The sequence below is a fragment of the Cellulomonas soli genome (assembly GCF_052036975.1).
In the GTDB taxonomy this organism is placed as follows: Bacteria; Actinomycetota; Actinomycetes; order Actinomycetales; family Cellulomonadaceae; genus Cellulomonas; species Cellulomonas soli_A.
Genome location: NZ_JBQIAR010000012.1, coordinates 41,775 through 60,298 on the forward strand (window position 1 = coordinate 41,775; position 18,524 = coordinate 60,298).

Annotated in this window: 14 protein-coding genes; 4 read left to right on the forward strand and 10 right to left on the reverse strand. The window is 72.8% G+C overall.

What is annotated here, in order from left to right:
• The first annotated feature begins 16 nt into the window (after nucleotides 1–16).
• The gene (locus ACTHAM_RS13010; RefSeq protein ID WP_440688112.1) at nucleotides 17–733 is read left to right on the forward strand and encodes a DUF6318 family protein; all 717 of its coding nucleotides are present in this window, start codon (nucleotides 17–19) and stop codon (nucleotides 731–733) included.
• 13 nt (nucleotides 734–746) lie between these two features.
• Here the strand turns inward: ACTHAM_RS13010 and ACTHAM_RS13015 are convergent, their stop codons facing one another.
• The 9 genes from ACTHAM_RS13015 to ACTHAM_RS13055 all read right to left on the reverse strand — a co-directional run bounded on the left by ACTHAM_RS13015 (nucleotide 747) and on the right by ACTHAM_RS13055 (nucleotide 11,807).
• A complete protein-coding gene (locus tag ACTHAM_RS13015; RefSeq protein WP_440688114.1) occupies nucleotides 747–1,517 on the reverse strand; it encodes an HAD-IIB family hydrolase in 771 nt (256 codons plus the stop codon).
• Nucleotides 1,518–1,583: 66 nt separating this feature from the next.
• Nucleotides 1,584–2,765, reverse strand: coding sequence for an aminotransferase class III-fold pyridoxal phosphate-dependent enzyme (locus ACTHAM_RS13020; protein ID WP_440688116.1), 1,182 nt, complete (start codon nucleotides 2,763–2,765; stop codon nucleotides 1,584–1,586).
• Complete coding sequence (locus ACTHAM_RS13025) at nucleotides 2,762–4,162, reverse strand: NAD(P)/FAD-dependent oxidoreductase (protein ID WP_440688118.1); 1,401 nt, start codon at nucleotides 4,160–4,162, stop codon at nucleotides 2,762–2,764. Before ACTHAM_RS13025 ends, ACTHAM_RS13020 begins: the two co-directional genes overlap by 4 nt.
• A 207-nt stretch (nucleotides 4,163–4,369) precedes the next feature.
• Nucleotides 4,370–5,560 carry a glycosyltransferase family 4 protein gene (locus ACTHAM_RS13030; RefSeq protein ID WP_440688120.1) on the reverse strand — a complete coding sequence of 397 codons (1,191 nt, stop codon included), beginning with the start codon at nucleotides 5,558–5,560 and terminating at the stop codon, nucleotides 4,370–4,372.
• A gap of 244 nt (nucleotides 5,561–5,804) precedes the next feature.
• Nucleotides 5,805–7,040: an ROK family protein gene (locus ACTHAM_RS13035; RefSeq protein ID WP_440688122.1), complete on the reverse strand. Its 1,236-nt coding sequence runs from the start codon at nucleotides 7,038–7,040 to the stop codon at nucleotides 5,805–5,807.
• Nucleotides 7,037–8,656 carry a glycoside hydrolase family 5 protein gene (locus ACTHAM_RS13040; protein WP_440688124.1) on the reverse strand — a complete coding sequence of 540 codons (1,620 nt, stop codon included), beginning with the start codon at nucleotides 8,654–8,656 and terminating at the stop codon, nucleotides 7,037–7,039. The genes ACTHAM_RS13035 and ACTHAM_RS13040 overlap by 4 nt, the downstream gene beginning before the upstream one ends.
• A gap of 14 nt (nucleotides 8,657–8,670) precedes the next feature.
• On the reverse strand, nucleotides 8,671–9,582 hold the full coding sequence (locus ACTHAM_RS13045; RefSeq protein WP_440688126.1) for a carbohydrate ABC transporter permease: 912 nt from the start codon (nucleotides 9,580–9,582) through the stop codon (nucleotides 8,671–8,673).
• On the reverse strand, nucleotides 9,569–10,450 hold the full coding sequence (locus tag ACTHAM_RS13050; RefSeq protein ID WP_440688129.1) for a carbohydrate ABC transporter permease: 882 nt from the start codon (nucleotides 10,448–10,450) through the stop codon (nucleotides 9,569–9,571). The genes ACTHAM_RS13045 and ACTHAM_RS13050 overlap by 14 nt, the downstream gene beginning before the upstream one ends.
• A 103-nt stretch (nucleotides 10,451–10,553) precedes the next feature.
• Nucleotides 10,554–11,807 (reverse strand): extracellular solute-binding protein, encoded by a 1,254-nt coding sequence (locus ACTHAM_RS13055; RefSeq protein WP_440688131.1) that lies wholly within the window; start codon nucleotides 11,805–11,807, stop codon nucleotides 10,554–10,556.
• Between the two features lie 258 nt (nucleotides 11,808–12,065).
• Here ACTHAM_RS13055 and ACTHAM_RS13060 point away from each other — a divergent pair, with 258 nt between their 5' ends.
• Nucleotides 12,066–14,975, forward strand: coding sequence for a discoidin domain-containing protein (locus tag ACTHAM_RS13060; RefSeq protein ID WP_440688133.1), 2,910 nt, complete (start codon nucleotides 12,066–12,068; stop codon nucleotides 14,973–14,975).
• Between the two features lie 101 nt (nucleotides 14,976–15,076).
• Here the strand turns inward: ACTHAM_RS13060 and ACTHAM_RS13065 are convergent, their stop codons facing one another.
• Nucleotides 15,077–16,495 (reverse strand): glycoside hydrolase family 30 protein, encoded by a 1,419-nt coding sequence (locus tag ACTHAM_RS13065; RefSeq protein WP_440688135.1) that lies wholly within the window; start codon nucleotides 16,493–16,495, stop codon nucleotides 15,077–15,079.
• 253 nt (nucleotides 16,496–16,748) lie between these two features.
• On the opposite strand from ACTHAM_RS13065, the gene ACTHAM_RS13070 reads away from it, so the two are divergent.
• Nucleotides 16,749–17,309 carry a YdeI/OmpD-associated family protein gene (locus ACTHAM_RS13070; RefSeq protein ID WP_440688137.1) on the forward strand — a complete coding sequence of 187 codons (561 nt, stop codon included), beginning with the start codon at nucleotides 16,749–16,751 and terminating at the stop codon, nucleotides 17,307–17,309.
• 84 nt (nucleotides 17,310–17,393) lie between these two features.
• Complete coding sequence (locus ACTHAM_RS13075) at nucleotides 17,394–18,524, forward strand: diguanylate cyclase domain-containing protein (RefSeq protein WP_440688139.1); 1,131 nt, start codon at nucleotides 17,394–17,396, stop codon at nucleotides 18,522–18,524.

Below are 18,524 nucleotides of genomic sequence, written 5' to 3' on the forward strand. Positions count from 1 at the left end.
GCCTAGCGTCCCGGCCATGACCTGCACCGCCTGCAACGGCCCCCGCTCCCGTCCGCGCACACCGGCCTGCCCCTGTCCCCGCGCCAGGGCCGACGCGCGCGGCGGCCGCCCGTCCCGGCGGCGACGGCGAGCCCTCGCCCTGGGTGCCACGCTCGCGACCGTGCTGGTGCTCGGGGGGTGCGCTTCGCAGGCGGCGGACCGGCCGCAGGCCGCCCGCACCGCGCCGCAGGGAGCCGGCACCCGCACACCCGTCCCGACGGTGAGCCGTCGGCCGAGCGCCGCACCCGTCGAGGAGACGGTGGCCGCACCCGCACCCGCACCCGCGCCGCCGGCCGACCTGGCGCGCACCGACGTCGACGGTGCGATCGCGGCGGGCGTCCACCTGCTCGCCCTGCTGGACCACGCCTACGCCAGCGGCGACACCGCACCGCTGCTCGCGCTGTCAGGGCCGGGGTGCGGCTGGTGCCGGTCGATGGCCGACCAGCTCGGCGGTGGCACGGTGGTCTCGCGCGGCTCGAGCCTGCTGGTGCACACCCCGACCTCCGCCACCGCGCAGGACAACGCCGACGGCACCTACGTCGTCGAGCTCACCACCGACGAGAGCTACCTGAGCTCGCGCGAGGTGGACGGTGTGGCGGTCCTCGACCTGGTGTCCGCGCAGACGTACGTCTTCGCGTTCTCGGTCGCACGGACCGCCACCGGCTGGCAGGTCGACGGGGTCGCCCTGCGCTGATCGTGCAGCCGGCTCAGTCCCGGGCGTCGCTGAGCTCGAACGCCGCGGGGACCGCGGCACGCACCTTGGCCGGCGTGTCCTCCCAGCCCTCGACCGCGATGCACGGCACGCCCGTGGCGATCACCGGGAAGTCGTTGCCGCCCTCGTCGAGCCGGTCGCCGAAGAAGACCGCGTCCTGCGGGGTCAGGCCCAGTCCCTCGAGCAGACGGTTCACGCCGTAGGCCTTGTCGATGCCCTTGCGGGTGATGTCGACCGAGGTCGAACCGCCCGAACGGACCTCCAGGTCGGGCAGGCGGTCGGCGGCATAGGCGCGCAGCGACTCCTTCTTGCGGCCGTCCGGGTCCCAGGCCTTCTTGGCGTCGACCGGGGCGGCCTGACCCAGGGCCGAGAACGTCACCTGGCTGCCGCGCAGCTCGATGCGGTCACCCCAGGTGTCCTCCTCCCACAGGCCCAGGGCCCGGGCGCCCTCCTCGACCACGGCCGCGGCACGCGCGAGCTCGTCCTCGGTGAGTGGGTCGGAGTAGACCTCACGCCACGACTGCCCGTCGCTGACCAGGTAGCGGGTGCCGCACGTGGGCAGCACGTGCAGGGCGCGCAGCGCCTCCGGGTCGTCGATCGAGGCGAGCAGCTGGGTGTCGAACTGCTCGAACCGGCCCCCGGAGATGATCGCCACCTGCACCACACGGGTCAGGTCGACGATCATGTCGACGATGGTCGGGTCGACCTTGCTCTTGGACGGGGCGAGCGTGTCGTCCAGGTCGAAGATGGCCAGCGCGTATCCCATGGGGACGTAGCCTCACACATCGGCCGGGCCCGACGCACATCCCCTGCCCGCCCGGGACGGCTCCGCTCAGCACGGGTCGGGGTGCGAACCCGCGCCCGGCGCGGCCACGACGGCCTCGACGGTCTGCACGAACGCCTCGACCTGCTGCTCGGAGATCACCAGCGGCGGGTACACGCGAATCGTGTCGTGCACCACGTGAGCGCCCACCAGGTAGCCGTGCGCGAGCAGCCCCGCCTGCACGGCCGCTGCCGTCCCCGGGGTGACGTCGAACGCGCACAGCAGGCCACGACCGCGCACCCGCCCGACGGCCCCCGAGCGGGCGGCCACCGCGGACAGGCCCGCCAGCAGCTGCGCGCCCCGGGCGCACGCACGCGCGAGCAGGTCCTCCTGCTCGAAGGCCCGGATCACCGCGAGCACCACCGCGGCGCCAGCAGGGTCGTTCTGGTGGGACTGCGCGTACCGCAGACCCGTCCCGGCCAGGCGCTGCGCCACGGGCCCCGCAGCAACGACCGCGCTGACCGGGTACCCGTTGCCGCACCCCTTGCCGATCGCGACCACGTCCGGGGTGATGCCCAGGTGCTCGTACCCGAACCATGCGCCGGTGCGGCCGAAACCGGTGGTGACCTCGTCGACCACGACGAGCCCGCCGTTCGCCCGCACCGCGGCGCACACCTGCTGCACGTGCGCGGGGTCGGGCAGGTCGACCAGGCCGGAGGCGTTGCCCGGCTCCAGCACGAACGCCGCGACGTCCCGCAGCACCTGCGTGCGCCGGGCGGGTTCCATCGCGGCCAGCTCGGCAGTCGTGGTCCACCGACCCCCGCCCGGGGCGCCGGCCGTGCCGTACGCCGACAGGTAGTGGCCGCCGAGGCGCACGAAGAGCTCGCGACCGGTGACCTCACGGGAGATCCGCACGGCCAGCTCGACCGCCTCGCTGCCCGAGGAGAGGAGCAAGGCACGCCCGTCAGGCAGACCGGCGATCTCGCACAGACGCCGTGCCGCGTGCTGCACCACGGGTGAGGACCAGCGGTAGCCGGTGTGCGCCGGGGCGTCGGACCGCCCGCGGACGGCCGCGTCGACCGCGGGATGGTGGTGCCCCAGGGGTGTGCACCACACGCCCGCCTCGAGGTCCACCAGCTCGCGGCCGTCACGGGTGCGCAGCACGCACCCCTGCGCGGAGACGACATCAGGCAGGACGACCTCCGCGCCGACCGTGTCCAGCAGGGCGGAGCACGGTGACGTGTCGTTCACGAGTCGAACCCGAGGCCCATCGCGTCCAGCGTGCGCAGGAGCAGGTTGCGCCGGCCCTCCCGGTGGTCGGCGCGGTCCAGGGACCACTTGGTCATCCCGACGCCGATGGCCGCCAGAGGCTCGGGCGGGAACGGCAGCGGGCGCTCACGCACCATCCGCAGCGCGGTGCGCTCCGTCTCGTGGCCGTCCAGCAGGTCGAGCAGGACGTCGGCCGCGAACCGCGTGGCACCCACCCCCAGCCCGGTGAATCCCGCCGCGTACGCGACACGGCCTGCGCGCGCGGTGCCGAAGAAGGCGCAGAACCGTGTGCAGGTGTCGATCGCACCACCCCACGCGTGCGAGAACCGCACGCCCTCCAGCTGCGGGAACGTGGTCAGGAAGTGGCTCGCGAGCAGTGCCGAGGTCGCGGGGCGCTGATCCTGACCGGCGCGCAACCGGTGCCCGAAACGGTAGATCGCGTCGTAGCCGCCGAACAGGACCCGGTTGTCGCTGCTGAGCCGGTAGTAGTGGAACTGGTTGGCCAGGTCGGCGATGCCCTGCCGGTGCGTCCAGCCGATCGAGGCCAGCTGCTCGGGGGTCAGCGGCTGCGTCATCAGCGCGTAGTCGTGCACCGGCACGGTCATCAGGGCGTTGCGGCGCAGCAAGGACGGGAACGCGTTGGTGGCCAGCACCACGTGACGGGCTCGGACCTGCGCGTCGTCGGTGCGGACGACGACCCGGTCGCCGTCGGACTCCAGCGCCCGCACCACCGACCGCTCGTGCAGGGTCCCACCGAGGTCGACCACCGTGCGGGCCAGCTCCAGGGCCAGCCGGGCCGGGTGCACCAGCGCGGTGGAGCGGCGGTCCCACTGACCGGCCAGGTACGTGGGGGAGTCCACCTCGGCGCGCACCTGGTCCTGGTCGAGCGGGTCGTCGAGCCAGTCGACCTGGTGCGGCTCGACAGCCACGGTCAGCGTGCCCGTGCGCTCGAAGTGGCAGACCCAGCCGTACCGGGCCACCGTCGACTCGATGTCGTCGAGGTTCTGCGCGCCCAGTCGCTCCAGCGTGTCCAGCTCCTCGGGCCAGCGGCGCTGCCCGTTCTCCTCGCCGTGCGTGAGGCTGGCCTCGCAGAACCCGCCGTTGCGGCCGGAGGCCGCCCAGGCGATCCGCTGCCCCTCGAGCACCACGACGGTGCGGCCGGGCTCACGCTCGAGTGCTCGCAGCGCCGTCCACAGCCCGGCGTACCCGCCGCCGACCACCACGAGGTCGGCCTCGACCGCACCGGCCAGCGGGGGGTGCAGCACGCGCTCGTCGGCGACGTCGTCGAGCCAGAAGGCCGAGGCGCGCACCTCGCTCAACGCATCGCGCACGGCGGCGGGGGACGGAGCGGAACGTTCGAACACGGTGCTGTGCGGCATCAGCCCTCAGTCAGGGGGAGGAGCGAGCGGTACGGGACAGGCCACGAAAGGTGCGAGGGGAGCTTGCGCACCGTCCGGATCGACGTCCTCACCTGCGACGACGCGCGTGACCACCTCGTCGCTCGCAGGCTAGCGGGCGCCCGCCGCCGGTGTCGATGCCCTGCCCGGTGTCGGTCCTCGGCCCGAAGCCCGGGCCGGTGTCGACGCTCAGCCGGCAGCCACGTCGACGTCGACCGGGACCGCGACCGGGACGGGGCGCCCACGGCGGGCGGCGAGCGCGTCGCGGTAGGTGGCCACGACGCGCGGCCCGACGAGCTCGACGTCGAAGTTCCGCGCCTGCGCGAGCTGGCGGGTGCGGACCTCGGGCGAGCGGCGGGGGCCGTCGACGTGCGCGGCCAGCAACCGGGCGAACCGTGCGGTGTCCTGCGCGGGGACCAGCTGGTCGGTGAGGGGGCCCATGACCTCGCGGTACCCGGCGTTGTCACCGGCGAGCACGGTGCCGTGCGTGGCGGCCAGGGCCTCGACGACGCTGATGCCGAAGCTCTCCCCGCCCAGGCTGGGCAGCGCCACGACGTCCGCCTCGGCGAGCAGCGCGGCCTTCTGGTCCTCGGCCACGAACCCCGGGAAGTCCACGACACCGTCGAGGCCCTCCGTGCGCACGAACGCCTGCAGCTCCTCCAGCAGCGGTCCTCGCCCGGCGACGGTCACCCGGAACGGCACCTGGGTCAGCTCGTCACGGCGCATCGCGGCGACGGCGCGCAGCAGGTGAGGTGCACCCTTGCGCTCGACGAGCCGCCCCAGGAACAGGATGCGGACGGGGTCCGAGCCGGGCTCGGCGGGCCGCTCGGTGACGAAGGCCTCGACGTCGATGGGGTTCGGCACGACCACGGCGTCCAGGCCGAACGCCTCGTCGGCGAACTGCCGGGCCGGGTCGGAGACGGCCAGCATCCGGTCGAAGCGACGCAGCTGGCGGCGCTGCGTCAGGCCCATCACCCGGGCACCCACCGCGATCACGGGGCCGGCGGGCACGATGTGGAACGTGCCGACGACCGCGGTCGTGGCCGGCACCTGCGTGACGAGCCGACCGGCCAGGAACGGGCTGCACGGCATCGCCACGTGCACGACGTCGAGCACCAGGTCGTCCAGCACGGTCCGCAGCTCGCGGCGGCGGGTGAAGGTCGGGGTGCTGAGCCGGTTGCCGTTGGCGCGCACCGCCAGGGAACGCCCCACCCGGTGCAGCTGCGGCAGGTCCTCGCGGGTGGTGGACGGGGCGACGTAGTGCACGTCGTGGCCCTGCTCGGTGAGCCAGCGCCCGAGCGTCAGCACGTGCTGCTGGACGCCGTCCGGGCGGTCCAGGGAGTCGTCGAGCACCAGGGCGACCCTGAGGGAACCGTTCATCGGATCACGCGCTCGCGGTCGTGCGGCACACGCCGCGTCGCGCGACCTGGCCCGTGGTGGGCTCCGGTCGGTGTGGCCTCATTCCCGACTCCTTCTGCGGTCACGACGCAGCCGGCGGCGCGTGCGGTGACCAGTCTTCGCGGAGTCGGTCTCGCCTGTCGTCAGCCCGGCGACGTGTGCCGATACCGTACCTGCGGTACGTGCCGCGTGGTGGCGGCGTCCGGGTGAGTCGCGCCCACCACCGTCACCGGGGCTCCGGCTCGTCGCCGTGGATGAGCCGTTCGAGCGGCAGCAGCGCCGCGCCGACCGCCACCGTGTCCCCACCGAACGTGGCCGGCAGCAGCGTGAACTGGCCGGCCGGCCGGCTGAGCGCGCTGGCGCGCACCGCCGCCTCGATGCGGGGCCCGAGCGTCGGCATGAGCCGCAGACCGACCCAGCCGCCGATGACGATGCGCTGCGGGTTCGTCAGGTTGACCAGGCTGCCCAGAGCCGGACCGAGCGTGTCGACCACGTCGTCGACCACGGCCGTCGCCCCGGGTTCCCCCCGCTCGGCGGCTTCGAGCAGCTCGCCCAGCGCACGCCACCCGGACCCCTCGAACTGGGCACCGGTGGCCGCCCAGGCCTCCAGGATCGCGTCGGCGCCCACGTACGCCTCGAGGCAGCCGTGCCCCCCGCAGCGGCACGGGCGACCGGCGCGCTCCACCTTGGCGTGCCCCCACTCGCTGGCGCTGCTGTGCGCCCCCTGCTGGAGCACGCCGTCGACGACCATGCCCAGGCCCACGCCGCGGCCGAGCAGCACGACCAGCGCGTGCCGTACGCCGCGCGCGGCGCCGAACCACTGCTCGGCCTTGGCGAGCGTCTTGGCGCCGTTGTCCGCGACGACGTCGGGACGCCCGGGGACCAGATCGGTGATCGGCACGGGGTCCCAGCCCAGGCTCTGGGCGTAGAGCACCTGCCGCCCGTCGGCGTCGGTCTCCACGATGCCGGGCAGCCCCAGGCCGATCCCGGCCAGCCGGGTCCACGCCTGCGGGTTGCGCTCCTGCAGCGCGGCGAGCGCCTCGGTGAGGTCGCGGCCGATCATCTCGGGCAGCTCCTGCGCGTGCCCGCCCCGGAACTCACGGTCCACGCGGCGCATCCGCAGGTCGAACAGCTCGACGGCGACCCCGCGCTCGCCGACGTCGGCACCCACCAGGTAGGCGCCGTCGGGCCGGGGTGCCACGAGCGTGATGGGTCGGCCGCCCTGCGAGGAGACCGTGCCGACCTCCTCGACGAGCCCCTCCTCGACGAGCTCGGTGACCAGGTTCGTCGCCGAGGCGAGCGAGAGCCCGCAGTCCCGGGCGATGTCGGCCCGGGAGGTCTGGCCGGCCAGCACGACATGGGTGAGCACGAGCGCACGGTTGTGCCGACGCAACGAGGTGACAGTGGCGCGTCGGGGTGCGAGCACCGCGGCGCGGCGCAGGGGCAGGTCGGGGCTCGTCATGGACGGTGGGTCCCGCGCAGGTGGAGCGTGCACAGCGACGCGGGTGCCGTGGCGCTCACGCGCAGGCCGCGCTCGACGCGCTCGACCCGCACGGGCGCGGGCGTGCCCTGCGGTCCGAGCACGCGCACGGCGGACGGGTCGAGGTCGCCCTCCAGCTCGTACTCGAGCCAGTCGCCGGGGCCGAGCTCGACCATGAGCTGCTCCTCGGGTGCGTAGGGCCGTCCGTCGGTCTGCTGGAACGGGTTCTCGGGGTGGGGCTGGTCGCTCGTGAAGCGGATCGACACGGCGTCATCCTCGCGGATCCCCGGCAGCGGGTGCGCAGCGGCGGTGGCGTAGGACCGGCCGGCGCCCCGGAACCCGAAGCCCCAGGCGGGCAGGCGGGCGGGCGCGCAGCCCGTGGCGGCCGCGACCACGTCGGGCTGCCAGGTCGCGTGCTCGAACCGCATCGCCTCCAGCAGGTCGTCGAGCACTCCCTGGGCCGTCGCGGGGCTGATCGCCGGGGTGCCCTCGGGCTCCTCGGCGGCCGCCACCACCTGCGCCCACCCTTCGGGGGCCACCACCGACACGGGGGAGGTGCGGGTGTCGATCTTCTTCCAGGGCCACAGGTTCCAACCGATGCCCTCGCTCTCGTACAGCCGGAACGCGGTGTAGATCCACTCCAGGGTGTTCTCCCCGCCCTCGCCCATGTAGATCGGCAGACCCAGCTCGTCGCGGGTGCGCAGGTACCGGGCGATGCTCGGGCGGTCCGGCGACGACCAGTACTTGTGGAACTGCAGCAGCGAGTTCTCGTCCCACACCTGGGTGAACACGTCCCAGTTGGTGGCCCAGTGCGATCCCTCGTACACGATGAGGTGGTCCGGGTCGACCGCGCGGATCTGCGTGGTCAGGTCGCGGTACAGGTCGACCAGCTCGTCGGCGTACCGGTGCTGCCACTCGTGAGGCAGGGGCTCGTTGAGCAGGTCGTAGCCCAGCACGGTGGTCTCGCGGGCGTACCGCTCGGCCAGGTCACGCCACAGGCGCAGCGTGCGCTCGCGGTAGGTGGCGTCCATGAACAGCTCGGGCAGCCCGCGCGGGGAGTCGTCGATGTTCGTGCCCGTCTGCCCGCCGGGTGCTCCGTGCAGGTCGAGCAGCACCCACAGGCGGTGCGTCCGGCACCACCCGATGAGACGGTCCAGCAGGGCCAGGCCGTCCTCGCGGGGGCGCCCGTCGGGGTGCTGGACGACGCGGGCGTTGATGGGCACGCGCACGTGGTCGAACCCGGCGGCGGCGATGGCGACCACGTCCGTCTCGGTGAGGAACGCCTCGCGGAAGCGTGGCCAGAACTGCGCGCCGTAGTCCGCACCGGCGAGGCGGTCGACGAGGGTCTCGATCTGCCGGGGGGACTGCGCGCCCGCGCCGAACCGCCACATGTAGCCCTCGGGCAGCAGCCAGTTGCCCAGCCCGATGCCGCGCAGCAGCAGCTGGCGGCCGGCACCGTCGACCAGGTGCCCGTCGTGGGCGTGCACGAACCCGTCGAGGTGGGCAGGACGGGGGGCGAACCGGCTGCCGACGGTGGCTGTGGTGGCGAGGATGCCAGCGGTGGTGGCGGCGGTGGCGGTGGTGGCTGTGGTGGTCACGGAGGGCTCCTGGGTCACTTGAGGCCGGAGAGCGCGAAGCCCTGCACGACGTAGCGCTGGAAGACGACGAAGACGACGAGGACGGGCACGACCATCACGGAGGCGGCGGCCATCTGCAGCGGCGGGTCGACCGCGATCTGCTGGTTGAGCAGGGACAGCCCGACCGAGAGCGTGTAGAGGCGCTGGTCGCCGGCGATGACCAGCGGCCACAGGAAGCTGTTCCAGCCGGCGATGAACGTCAGCACGGCCTGCACGGCGAGGATCGGCTTGGACAGCGGCAGCACGATCTGCGCGAACAGCCGGACCTCGCCCGCGCCGTCGAGCCGGGCGGCCTCCATCGTCTCGGTGGGGATGGTGGTCATGAACTGCCGGAACAGGAAGATGCTGAACCCGCTGACCAGGGTCGGCAGTGCGATGCCGAGCAGCGTGTTGGTCAGCTGCAGGCTGTTGAGGATCAGGTACGTCGGGATCATGGTGACTTGTACAGGGATCATCAGCGTGGCCAGCACCAGGAAGAACATCGTCTTCTTGCCGCGGAACTCGAACTTCGCGAACGCGTAGCCGGCCATGGCCATGAGCAGCAGCCCGACCGCCCCGATGAGCACGACGGCGATCGTGTTGAGCAGGTAACGCCCGAAGTCCAGCTCGGTGAACAGCCGGACGTAGCTCTCGGTCGTGGGTTCGCGCGGGATCAGGCTCGGCGGCGGGGTGATGGACTCGCGCTGGCTCTTCACCGACCCGCTGAGCATCCACAGCAGCGGGAACGCGGTCAGCACGGCGCCGCACGTGAGCGCGGTCAGGACCAGGACGTTGAGGGTGCGGCGCGAGGAGCTGTCCTTGCGCCGCCTGCGCGGGGCGCTCGGCCGGGGGGTGGGCGTGCGCGGGGCGCTCGGCGCCGGTGCCACGGTCGTCTCAGTACTCGACATCGGCTTTCCTCACACGCAGCTGGATGACGGTGACGACCGCGATGATCGCGAACAGGACGAGCGACCCTGCGCTGGCGTACCCGAACTGGTTGAGCCGGAACCCCTCCTTGTAGAGGAACACCGACATGGACGTGGTCGCCCCGAGCGGGCCGCCGTCGGTGAGCACGAACGGTTCGTCGAAGAACTGCAACCAGGCGATGACCGTGGTGATCGTGACGAAGAAGATCGCGAAGCCCAGCAGCGGGATCACGATGGAGCGGGTGGTCCGCCACTCGCCCGCGCCGTCGAGCGAGGCCGCCTCGAGGTACTCGCGCGGGACGGCCTGCAGTGCGGCGAGGAAGATGATGATGTTCAGGCCGGTGCCGCGCCACACGGCCACGAGCGCGACGGAGAACTTGGCCAGCGTGGGGTCGGAGAGCCACTGCACGGGTGCGATGCCGACCTCGCCGAGCAGCCAGTTGAACAGCCCGAACTGGGTGTTGTAGAGGTACCCCCACACCAGCGAGATGGCCACGATGCCGGTGACGGCCGGGACGAAGTAGAACGAGCGCAGGGCCCGGGCCAGGCGGCCGTCGCTGCGGTGCAGCAGCAGCGCGGTCGCCAGCGACAACCCGACGACGGCCGGGACGCCGACGAGCACGAAGAACGCCGTGTTGCCCAGGGCCTTCCAGAAGTCGGGGTCGTCGAGCAGGGCCGTGTAGTTGGCCAGGCCGATGAACGTGACGTTCGACCGGTCGGCCAGGCCGGAGATGTCCATGTCGGTCAGGGACACCACGGCGGCCACGCCGATCGGCAGGACGCCGAAGGCCACCAGCAGGAGCATCGCCGGTGAGGCGAACAGGTACGGGGCGAGCGAGTGCTTCTTCATGACCTCTCAGCTCGTGGTCGTGGTCGACGTGGACGTCGCGGACGGGTGGCGGCGGCTGGGTGGGACGGGTGGGGCGACCGGTCCGACCGCCCCACCCGCGACCTCATCCGACGCTGACGTCCGCGGTGGCCTCGCGCAGGGCCGCGAGCGCCTCGTCGCGGTCGGCGCCCTGCAGGGCGATCGAGTTCAGGGCGGTGAGCAGGTCGGCGCCGGTGCCGCCGTCCCAGTTCGGCACGAGGGGGAGCACCGCGGCGTCGGCCAGCTGGGCGGAGTACACCGCGACCAGCGGGTCGCCGGTGAGGGCGGGGTCCTCCAGGGCGGCCTTGACGGTGGGCAGCTCGCCGTTGATCTCGAACCAGTCGACCTGGGTGGCCGGGTCGGACAGGAACTCGAGCAGGTCGAGGGCGGCGTCCTTCTGCGGGGTGTCCTTCCACAGGCCCATGGACGAGCCGGCGAACAGCGAGGTGCCGGTCTCGGCGGTGGGGACGGTGGTCACGCCCCAGTCACCCTCGAGGTCGGGTGCCGCGTCGGCGATCGACTTGGCCAGGTAGGGCCCGCTGATCAGCATCGGGGTGACGCCGGTGACGAAGCCCTGCGTCTGGTCGAAGTCGCCGTTGACGGGCACGCTGCCGTCCGCGTAGAGGCCGGTGTAGAGGTCGACCGCGGCCTCGAACTCCGGGGTGTCGAAGTCGATGGTGCCGTTGCTGTCGAGGATGTCCCCGCCTTGCGACCAGGTCATGATGACCGGCAGTGCGCTGTCCCACTGGGGGATGTAGTAGCCGTACTGGCCCTCGCCGCGGGCGGCGAGGGTGGCGGCGTCGGCGCGCAGGTCGTCCCAGGTGGCGGGCGGGGTGTCGATGCCGGCCGCGGTGAGGATGTCGGAGCGGTAGAACAGCACCCGCGTGTCGCTGACCCAGGGGATGGCGACCGTCGCGCCCTCGATCGCGGTGGCCTCGCCGGCGACGCCGTCGGCGAAGTTCGTCGCGGCCAGCGCGGGTCGGTCGGCGATGGCGTCGTCGAGCGGCATGAGTGCGCCGGCGTCGGCGAACGTGCGCAGCTTGGACAGGCCGACCTGCAGCACGTCGGGTCCGTCGCCCGAGGCGACGGCGGTGGTCAGCCGCTCGTCGATGCCGTCCCACGGGATGGCCACCACGTCGACCTCGACGCCGCTCTCGTCGGTGAACGGTGCGACGAGCTTCTCGAAGTTGGCGCCGGAGTCGCCCATGATCCACACGGTGAGGGGTTCGTCGGCGGCGCCCTCGCCTGCGCCGTCGGAGGGCTGGGAGCAGGCGGTCAGGCCGAGGGCCAGCCCGCCGAGCCAGACGAGCGCGAGGGCCGTCGTCGGGGTTCTCTTCATCGAGATTCCTCTTCTCTGGGGGTCACGCGGCCGCCCGGGCGGGGCGGCGACGCGGTGGTGCGCGCAGGTTCCTGCGTGGAGCGACCCGACCGTGCCCGTCGCAGGTGGGCACGCGGGCGGGTACGGAGTCGGGCGTCCTTGCCCGTGGGTCTTCACATCGGTTCCTTCAGTGCTTATCGTATGTCGCGCTATAAGTCTCCGCAAGCACCCGCCGGCGGAGACCCGCGGTGAAGCACGGTCGATGTCAAAGGAGACATGATGAAGCGACACCTGTCCCGAGAACCCCTCGGGCCACCCCGCACCACCCGACGCCGGACCCTCGGCGCGCTCGCAGCCGCCGGGCTCCTCACGGCTACTGCCCTCCTGCCCGGCGCGAGCGCACCCGCCCAGGCGGTCGCGCTCGACGACTCGGACTTCCTGGCCGCCAACGGGGCCGTGCTGCGCACCGGGCACGGCACCGGAGAGGTCGTCAACCTGCGGGGCACGAACCTCGGCGGCTGGCTCACCTTCGAGGACTGGATGTCGCCGCTGGGGGAGTTCGCCCTCGACCGCACCGGCTGGAGCGCCACCGCCTCCGGCGGCTCGGCCGCCGCGATCCTCGACGGCGACCTCGACACCCGCTGGACCAGCGGCGCCGCGCAGACCGGCGGGGAATGGGTGCAGGTCGACCTCGGTGCGCCGACCCTGGTCAACCGCATCACGCTCGACGCCGGGGGCTCGACGACCGACCGGCCGGCGGCGTACGAGGTGCTGGTCTCGTCCGACGGCGTCACCTGGGCGAGCGTCGCCGCGGCCCCCGGTGCGGCCCAGACCGGCGTGACCGCGGAGATCACCACCACCCGGTTCGCCCCCCAGGTGACCCGCCACGTGCGCGTCGTCCAGCAGGGCAGCGCGGCGCCCTGGTGGTCCGTGGCCGAGCTCAACCTGTTCTCCGACCCCGTGCTCAACAACAACGGCCGGACGGCGTCCGCCAGCGTCACCGGCGGCGGCACCACGGCCGCAGCCGCCATCGACGGCCAGGTCACCACCGGCTGGACCACCGGCACCAGCCAGGTCGCCGGCCAGAGCTACACGCTCGACCTCGGCACGAACACCGAGGTCAGCAAGGTCCTGTTCGACTCCGGCGCCGCCTACCCGAACGACTACCCGGCCAGCTACGAGCTCGCCGGGTCCACCGACGGCAGCACCTGGACCAAGATCGGCTCCGGGTTCGGCACCAACCGGATCGTGACGAGCGACCTGTGGACGTCGACCTGGATGCGCTACCTGCGGATCACGCAGACAGGCGTGAAGGCCAACTGGTGGTCGATCTCGGAGATCGCCGTGACCAGCGGCAGCGCGATCGACCGGGCGGGCTGGTCCGTGACCACCGCGCCCGGGGGTGCCACCGGCGCCGTCACCGACGGGAACCTCGGCACCCGGTGGACCACCGGCGCACCGCAGGCCCCCGGGCAGTGGGTGCAGGTGGACCTCGGTGCTCGCCTCACGTTCAACAACGTCACGCTCGACACCGAGAAGAACACCTCCTCGGAGACCGACTACCCGCGCGCGTTCACCGTGGCGGTCTCCGACGACGCCACCACCTGGCGGACCGTGGCGACCGGCACGGGCACGGTCAAGGCCACGACCGTGAACTTCTCCGCGACCAGCGGCCGCTACCTGCGCGTCACCCAGACCGGCACCTCCGGCTCCTGGTGGTCGATCGGCGAGCTCACCGTCGCGCTCAACAACGACGACTACTCGTTGCGGCTCGCGCTCGACGAACGGTTCGGTGCCGCCGAGGCGCAGGACATCATCGACACCCACCGCGACACCTGGATCACCGAGACCGACCTGGACAACATCGCGGCCATCGGGCTCAACACGATCCGTCTGCCCATCGGCTGGAACGAGCTGCTCGAGCTCGACGGCACGTGGAAGGCGGACCCGTGGTCGCGGATCGACTGGCTGGTGCAGGAGGCGGGGGAGCGCGGCATCTACGTGCTGCTCGACCTGCACACCGTGCCCGGCGGCGGGTGCCCGTGGGGCAGCTGCGGTCGGGTCGGACCCAACCCGAACGGCTTCTGGGGCTCCTCGACGTACCAGGACTGGGCCGTGCAGATCTGGTCGGCGATCGCCGCGCGGTACGAGGGCAACCCGACGGTCGCCGGGTACGACCTCATCAACGAGCCGCTGCTCGACTACGGCGAGGACGCCGACGACGTCGCCCAGAAGAGCGCCGTCTACGACCGCCTGTACGACGCGGTGCGTGCCGTCGACCCCGACCACCTGGTCGTCCTGGGCGCGTTCTTCGGCTGGGACAAGGTCGCGATGCCGTCCACCTACGGCTGGACGAACGTCATGTACCAGCTGCACCCGTACGACATGCCCAACGGCCAGGACTGGGATGCCCAGAACGCGGTCGTCACCACCCAGCTGGCCGACGTCGTCGGGCGCCTGACGAACCCGGGAGTGCCCGTGCTCTACGGGGAGTACTCCTGGTACTACTTCGATGACATCTGGGCCCGGTTCATGGCGGGCCTCAACGCGGTCGACGTCTCGTGGACGAACTGGGCGTACAAGGTGCGCGGTCCGCAGGACGGCGGCGGGGGGTACTGGGGCTTCTACAACACCAACCTCAACCCGGTGCCGATCATCAACAGCGACGACGCCGACTCGTTCCGGTCGCGCCTGGCCAAGTTCGGCACGTCGGCGTTCTCGGCCAACACCCGCATGATCGCCACCGCCCAGCACTACGCGGGCGGTCTGGACACGGTGAACCGCACGGCCATCAGCACCAGCGGCTGGACGGCCTCCGCCTCGGTCACCGAACCCGGCGGGTCGGCCGCCGGGGCCATCGACGGCAGCACCGGCACGCGATGGGCCACCGGCACCTCGCAGGCACCGGGCCAGTGGTTCCAGGTCGACATGGGCTCGGCGCGGCAGATCGGCTCGATCGTCCTGCAGACCCGCAGCAACGACCGGTGGGACTACCCGCGGATGTTCGAGGTGAGGCTGTCGACGAACGGCACCACGTGGACGACGGTGGCCACCGGACCGGGCTTCGGCTGGAAGCGGCCGATCTCGTTCACCACCACGACGGCCCGCTACGTGCGGATCGTGCAGACCGGCTCGGCGCCGGAGTGGTGGTCGATCGGCGAGCTGACCGCGTACACGACCGCGCCGTGAGGTCGTACGACGAGGGCACCTCGGGCGCGAGGTGAGCCAGGGGCCCGGCCGGACGAACCGGTCGGGCCCCGTCCCGTTCGAGGGTCGCTGCGGACAGGTGGTCAGTCGGCGGCCGGCGCGGGGACGACGAACGTGCTGAACGAGTCCGCGGGCAGCGTCGGGGTCAGCACCTGGCCGCCGACGAGCACGCGCACAGCCTGCTCGTGCGGTTCCGGGTTGTGCACGACGACCACGAGCGTGCCGTCCGGGTTGCGGAAGACCAGCTGGTTCTCGAACCCCGTGTAGCTGACCGTGGGGACGACCTGCGCGCCGACCTGCACGAAGTGGCTGACGTGCTTGAGCAGGTGGTACTCGTGGTTCCACACGTACGTCCGGCTCTGCGCGTCGACCGTGACGAACGAGTTCTGCGCCCAGCCCCACCGGCTCAGGCCGCCGCGCAGCAGGGAGACGTTCCAGTACATGTAGGCGCTGGCGCCGTGGCTGAAGTAGTGGCGCATGAGCCCCCAGGCGTACCGGCAGTACCGCCAGTCGTTGAGGCCGTCGCCGCACTCCTGCTCGGTCTGGTAGATCCGCAGCTCGGGGTGGTCACGGTGCACGAACGGGACCGCGGCCTTGCCGGCCCACTGGATGCCGACGCCGGCCAGCTCGGCTGCCGCCTCGGGGTCGTCCAGCACGCCCTGCACCAGGGCGTCGTCGCCGCGCTCGAGCGTGCCGAGGAACACCTCGACGCCGCGCCGACGCATCTGCGGGCCCAGGTGCCGGATGAACCGGGCCAGGCCCTGCGGGGTCCACGTGCAGCTGGGGAACACCTGCGGCGAGTTGAACTCGTTCTGCGGCATGACCATGCCGATGTCGATGCCGAGCTCACGGTAGGCGTCGACGAACCGGCCGAAGTAGGCGGCGTAGGCCTGCAGGTAGGGCTCCTCGAGCCGGAACATGTCGGTGCCCTCGCGGCCCACCTGGTCGGGCCGCAGGCCGTTGTCGACGTCCTGGATGCCGGGCATCGGCAGGGCGCCGGCGTAGTGGCCGTTGGTCTTCATCCAGCTCGGCGGGCTCCACGGCGAGGCCCACAGGCGCAGCGCGGGCTGGCGCTCCTGCGCGGCGCGGATGAAGGGGACCAGGGTGTCCAGGTCGTGCTCGACGGAGAAGTGCTCGAGTGCGAGGTCGCCGTCGACCTCGTCGTAGGAGTACCAGTCGCGGGAGAAGTCGTTGGCGCCCACGGGCATGCGGCACAGTGTGAGGTTCGCGCCGACGCCCGGGGTGAACAGCTCGTCGAGGATCTGCGCCCGCTCGCCGTCGGTGAGCAGGGCCAGCGACGTCCAGCCCAGCTCGTTGAAGGACGCCCCGAAGCCCTCCACGACCTGCGCGGCCTTGTCCGTCTCGACGAACACGTCCGGCATGGCGGTGACGGGGCCGAGCGCCAGGTTCTCGCGGGTCTGCCAGGGGGCGGTCGCGGTGGTGACGACCCAGGTCACCTCGGCGGGGGCGGCCTGGTCGTGCTCGTGCGGACGCGGGGTCATCGGTGTCTCCTTCGTCGCCGGACCTGCCGAGCGACCGGGCGGGTCGGGCTCGGGGGAGGGGTCTCGTCATCGGGACCGGGTGCGGTCGGGACGATCGTACGACATACCTACCGGATGCTCGGTAGTGTGTCGCGGTCGCACGTTCCGGTCGCCGAGGTTGCCGCCGTCGGACGCTCTGCCATGCTTCCTCAGGCGGTGCGCTCACCTGCGCCGCCCCCGACGGCGTCGGGACCACCGCACCAAGGGGGACCGCATGGGTGACGCCGTCCTGAGCACCCTCACGGTCGCCGACGCGGCCGCCTGGCGCGCCTGGCTCGACGTGCACGAGGACGACACCGACGCCGTCTGGCTCGTCCTGGCCAAGAAGGGGGTCGTCCAGCCGACGTCGCTGACCTACGCCGCAGCGCTCGACGAGGCGTTGTGCAGCGGGTGGATCGACGGCCAGAAGCGCGCACGGGACGCGACCACCTTCCTGCAACGGTTCAGCCCACGGCGCGCACGCTCGCTGTGGTCGCAGCAGAACCAGGTGCACGTCGCCCGCCTCGACGCCGAGGGCCGGATGCGGCCGCGCGGGCTCGCCGAGGTCGAACGGGCCCGGCAGGACGGGCGATGGGACCGGGCGTACGCCGGGTCGGCCACGGCGCAGGTCCCCGACGACCTGCGTGCCGCGCTGCAGGACGCCCCCGCCGCGCGCGCCCGGTTCGAGGCCCTGAGCAGGCAGGACCGCTACTCGGTGCTGCACCCCCTGATGACGGCACCGAACGACGACGTGCGTGCGGCCCGGCTGGAGCGCGTGCTGCGCATCCTGGGCTGAGAGCCCCGCCGCGCGCCGCAGGCGACCGGGTGAGTTCCCGGTCGGGTGCTCACCACCGGCGGGCCGCTGCCGATCGGACGAGTCATGGCCCGACCGCTGCCGACGTTCGTCGAGGTGCCCGTGGTCGGCGCCGAGCCGGCGTCCTCGGCCGTCGGGTCGATCGCGCGCCCGGCGCGCGTGGTGCGGCGTGACGCCCCCGCCTCGGACGTGGTCCGGCTGCTGCGCGACCAGCCCGACCTGCAGGCGCTGGTGGTGACGGACGACCCGCGGACCGACCGTGCCGGCGTGCTGACCCGGGACCGCCTCGGGCCGGGCCTCGAGCTCCGGTCGGCGTTCCGCAAGGTGCGGCACCTGACCACGGCACCCGCGCTCGTCGTCGACGCGGAGCTGCCGCTGCTCGCCGCCGCGCAGCACCTGGCCGCCCAGGGATCGCCCGCACCGGACCTGGTCGTGCGGGGCGAGGAATGGGGCTGGGTCCCCGCCTCGGACCTGCTCGACCACCTGGTGCGCACGTTCCGCGACGCCGCCGCGTGCGACGCCGTCTCCGGCGTGATGAACCGCGACTCGCTCGACCTGACCCTCGAGGCGTGGTGCAGCTCGATCGCGCACACCCCGAACCGGATCGTCGCGGTCGTCCTGCGCGCCGAAGGCCTGGAGGTCGTCAACGAGATCGCCGGCCGCGCCGCCGGTGACGTCGTCGTGGCCCAGGTCGTCGCGCAGATCGTCGCCGCCGCCCCGGCGGGTGCGTTCGTCGGCCGCGTCGGCGGTGGCGAGATCGTCGTGCTGGGCGTCCTGCCCGACACACCCCCGCACCGCGTCGGCGCCGAGGTCGAGGCACTGCGGCAGGCGCTCATGGCAGCCGCCAGCACACCCACCCAGCTGCCCGCCCACCTGTCGCGGGTGCGGTGGCCCACGGTCCGCTCCGGAGCCTCGGTCTCGGCGCGTGGCAGCGCCGACCCCGAACGGGTCGTCAACGACGCGCGGCTCTACCTCAAGGAGCTCAGCGCGGCCCCGGCCGCGCCCAACCGGCGCGGCGCCAACGCCGGCGCGGACCTGCGTCGCACCTCCGACGACGCCCGCCGCGGCGCCCGTCTGGGTGCTCGCACCCACAAGTTCCTCACCGGCGTCGCCGCACCCCCGACGTCCCCTCAGGACGAGGACACCGCGCCCGATAGGGCGTTCGTCCCCGCCCCCCGCGAGGGCCGCCCGGCCTGA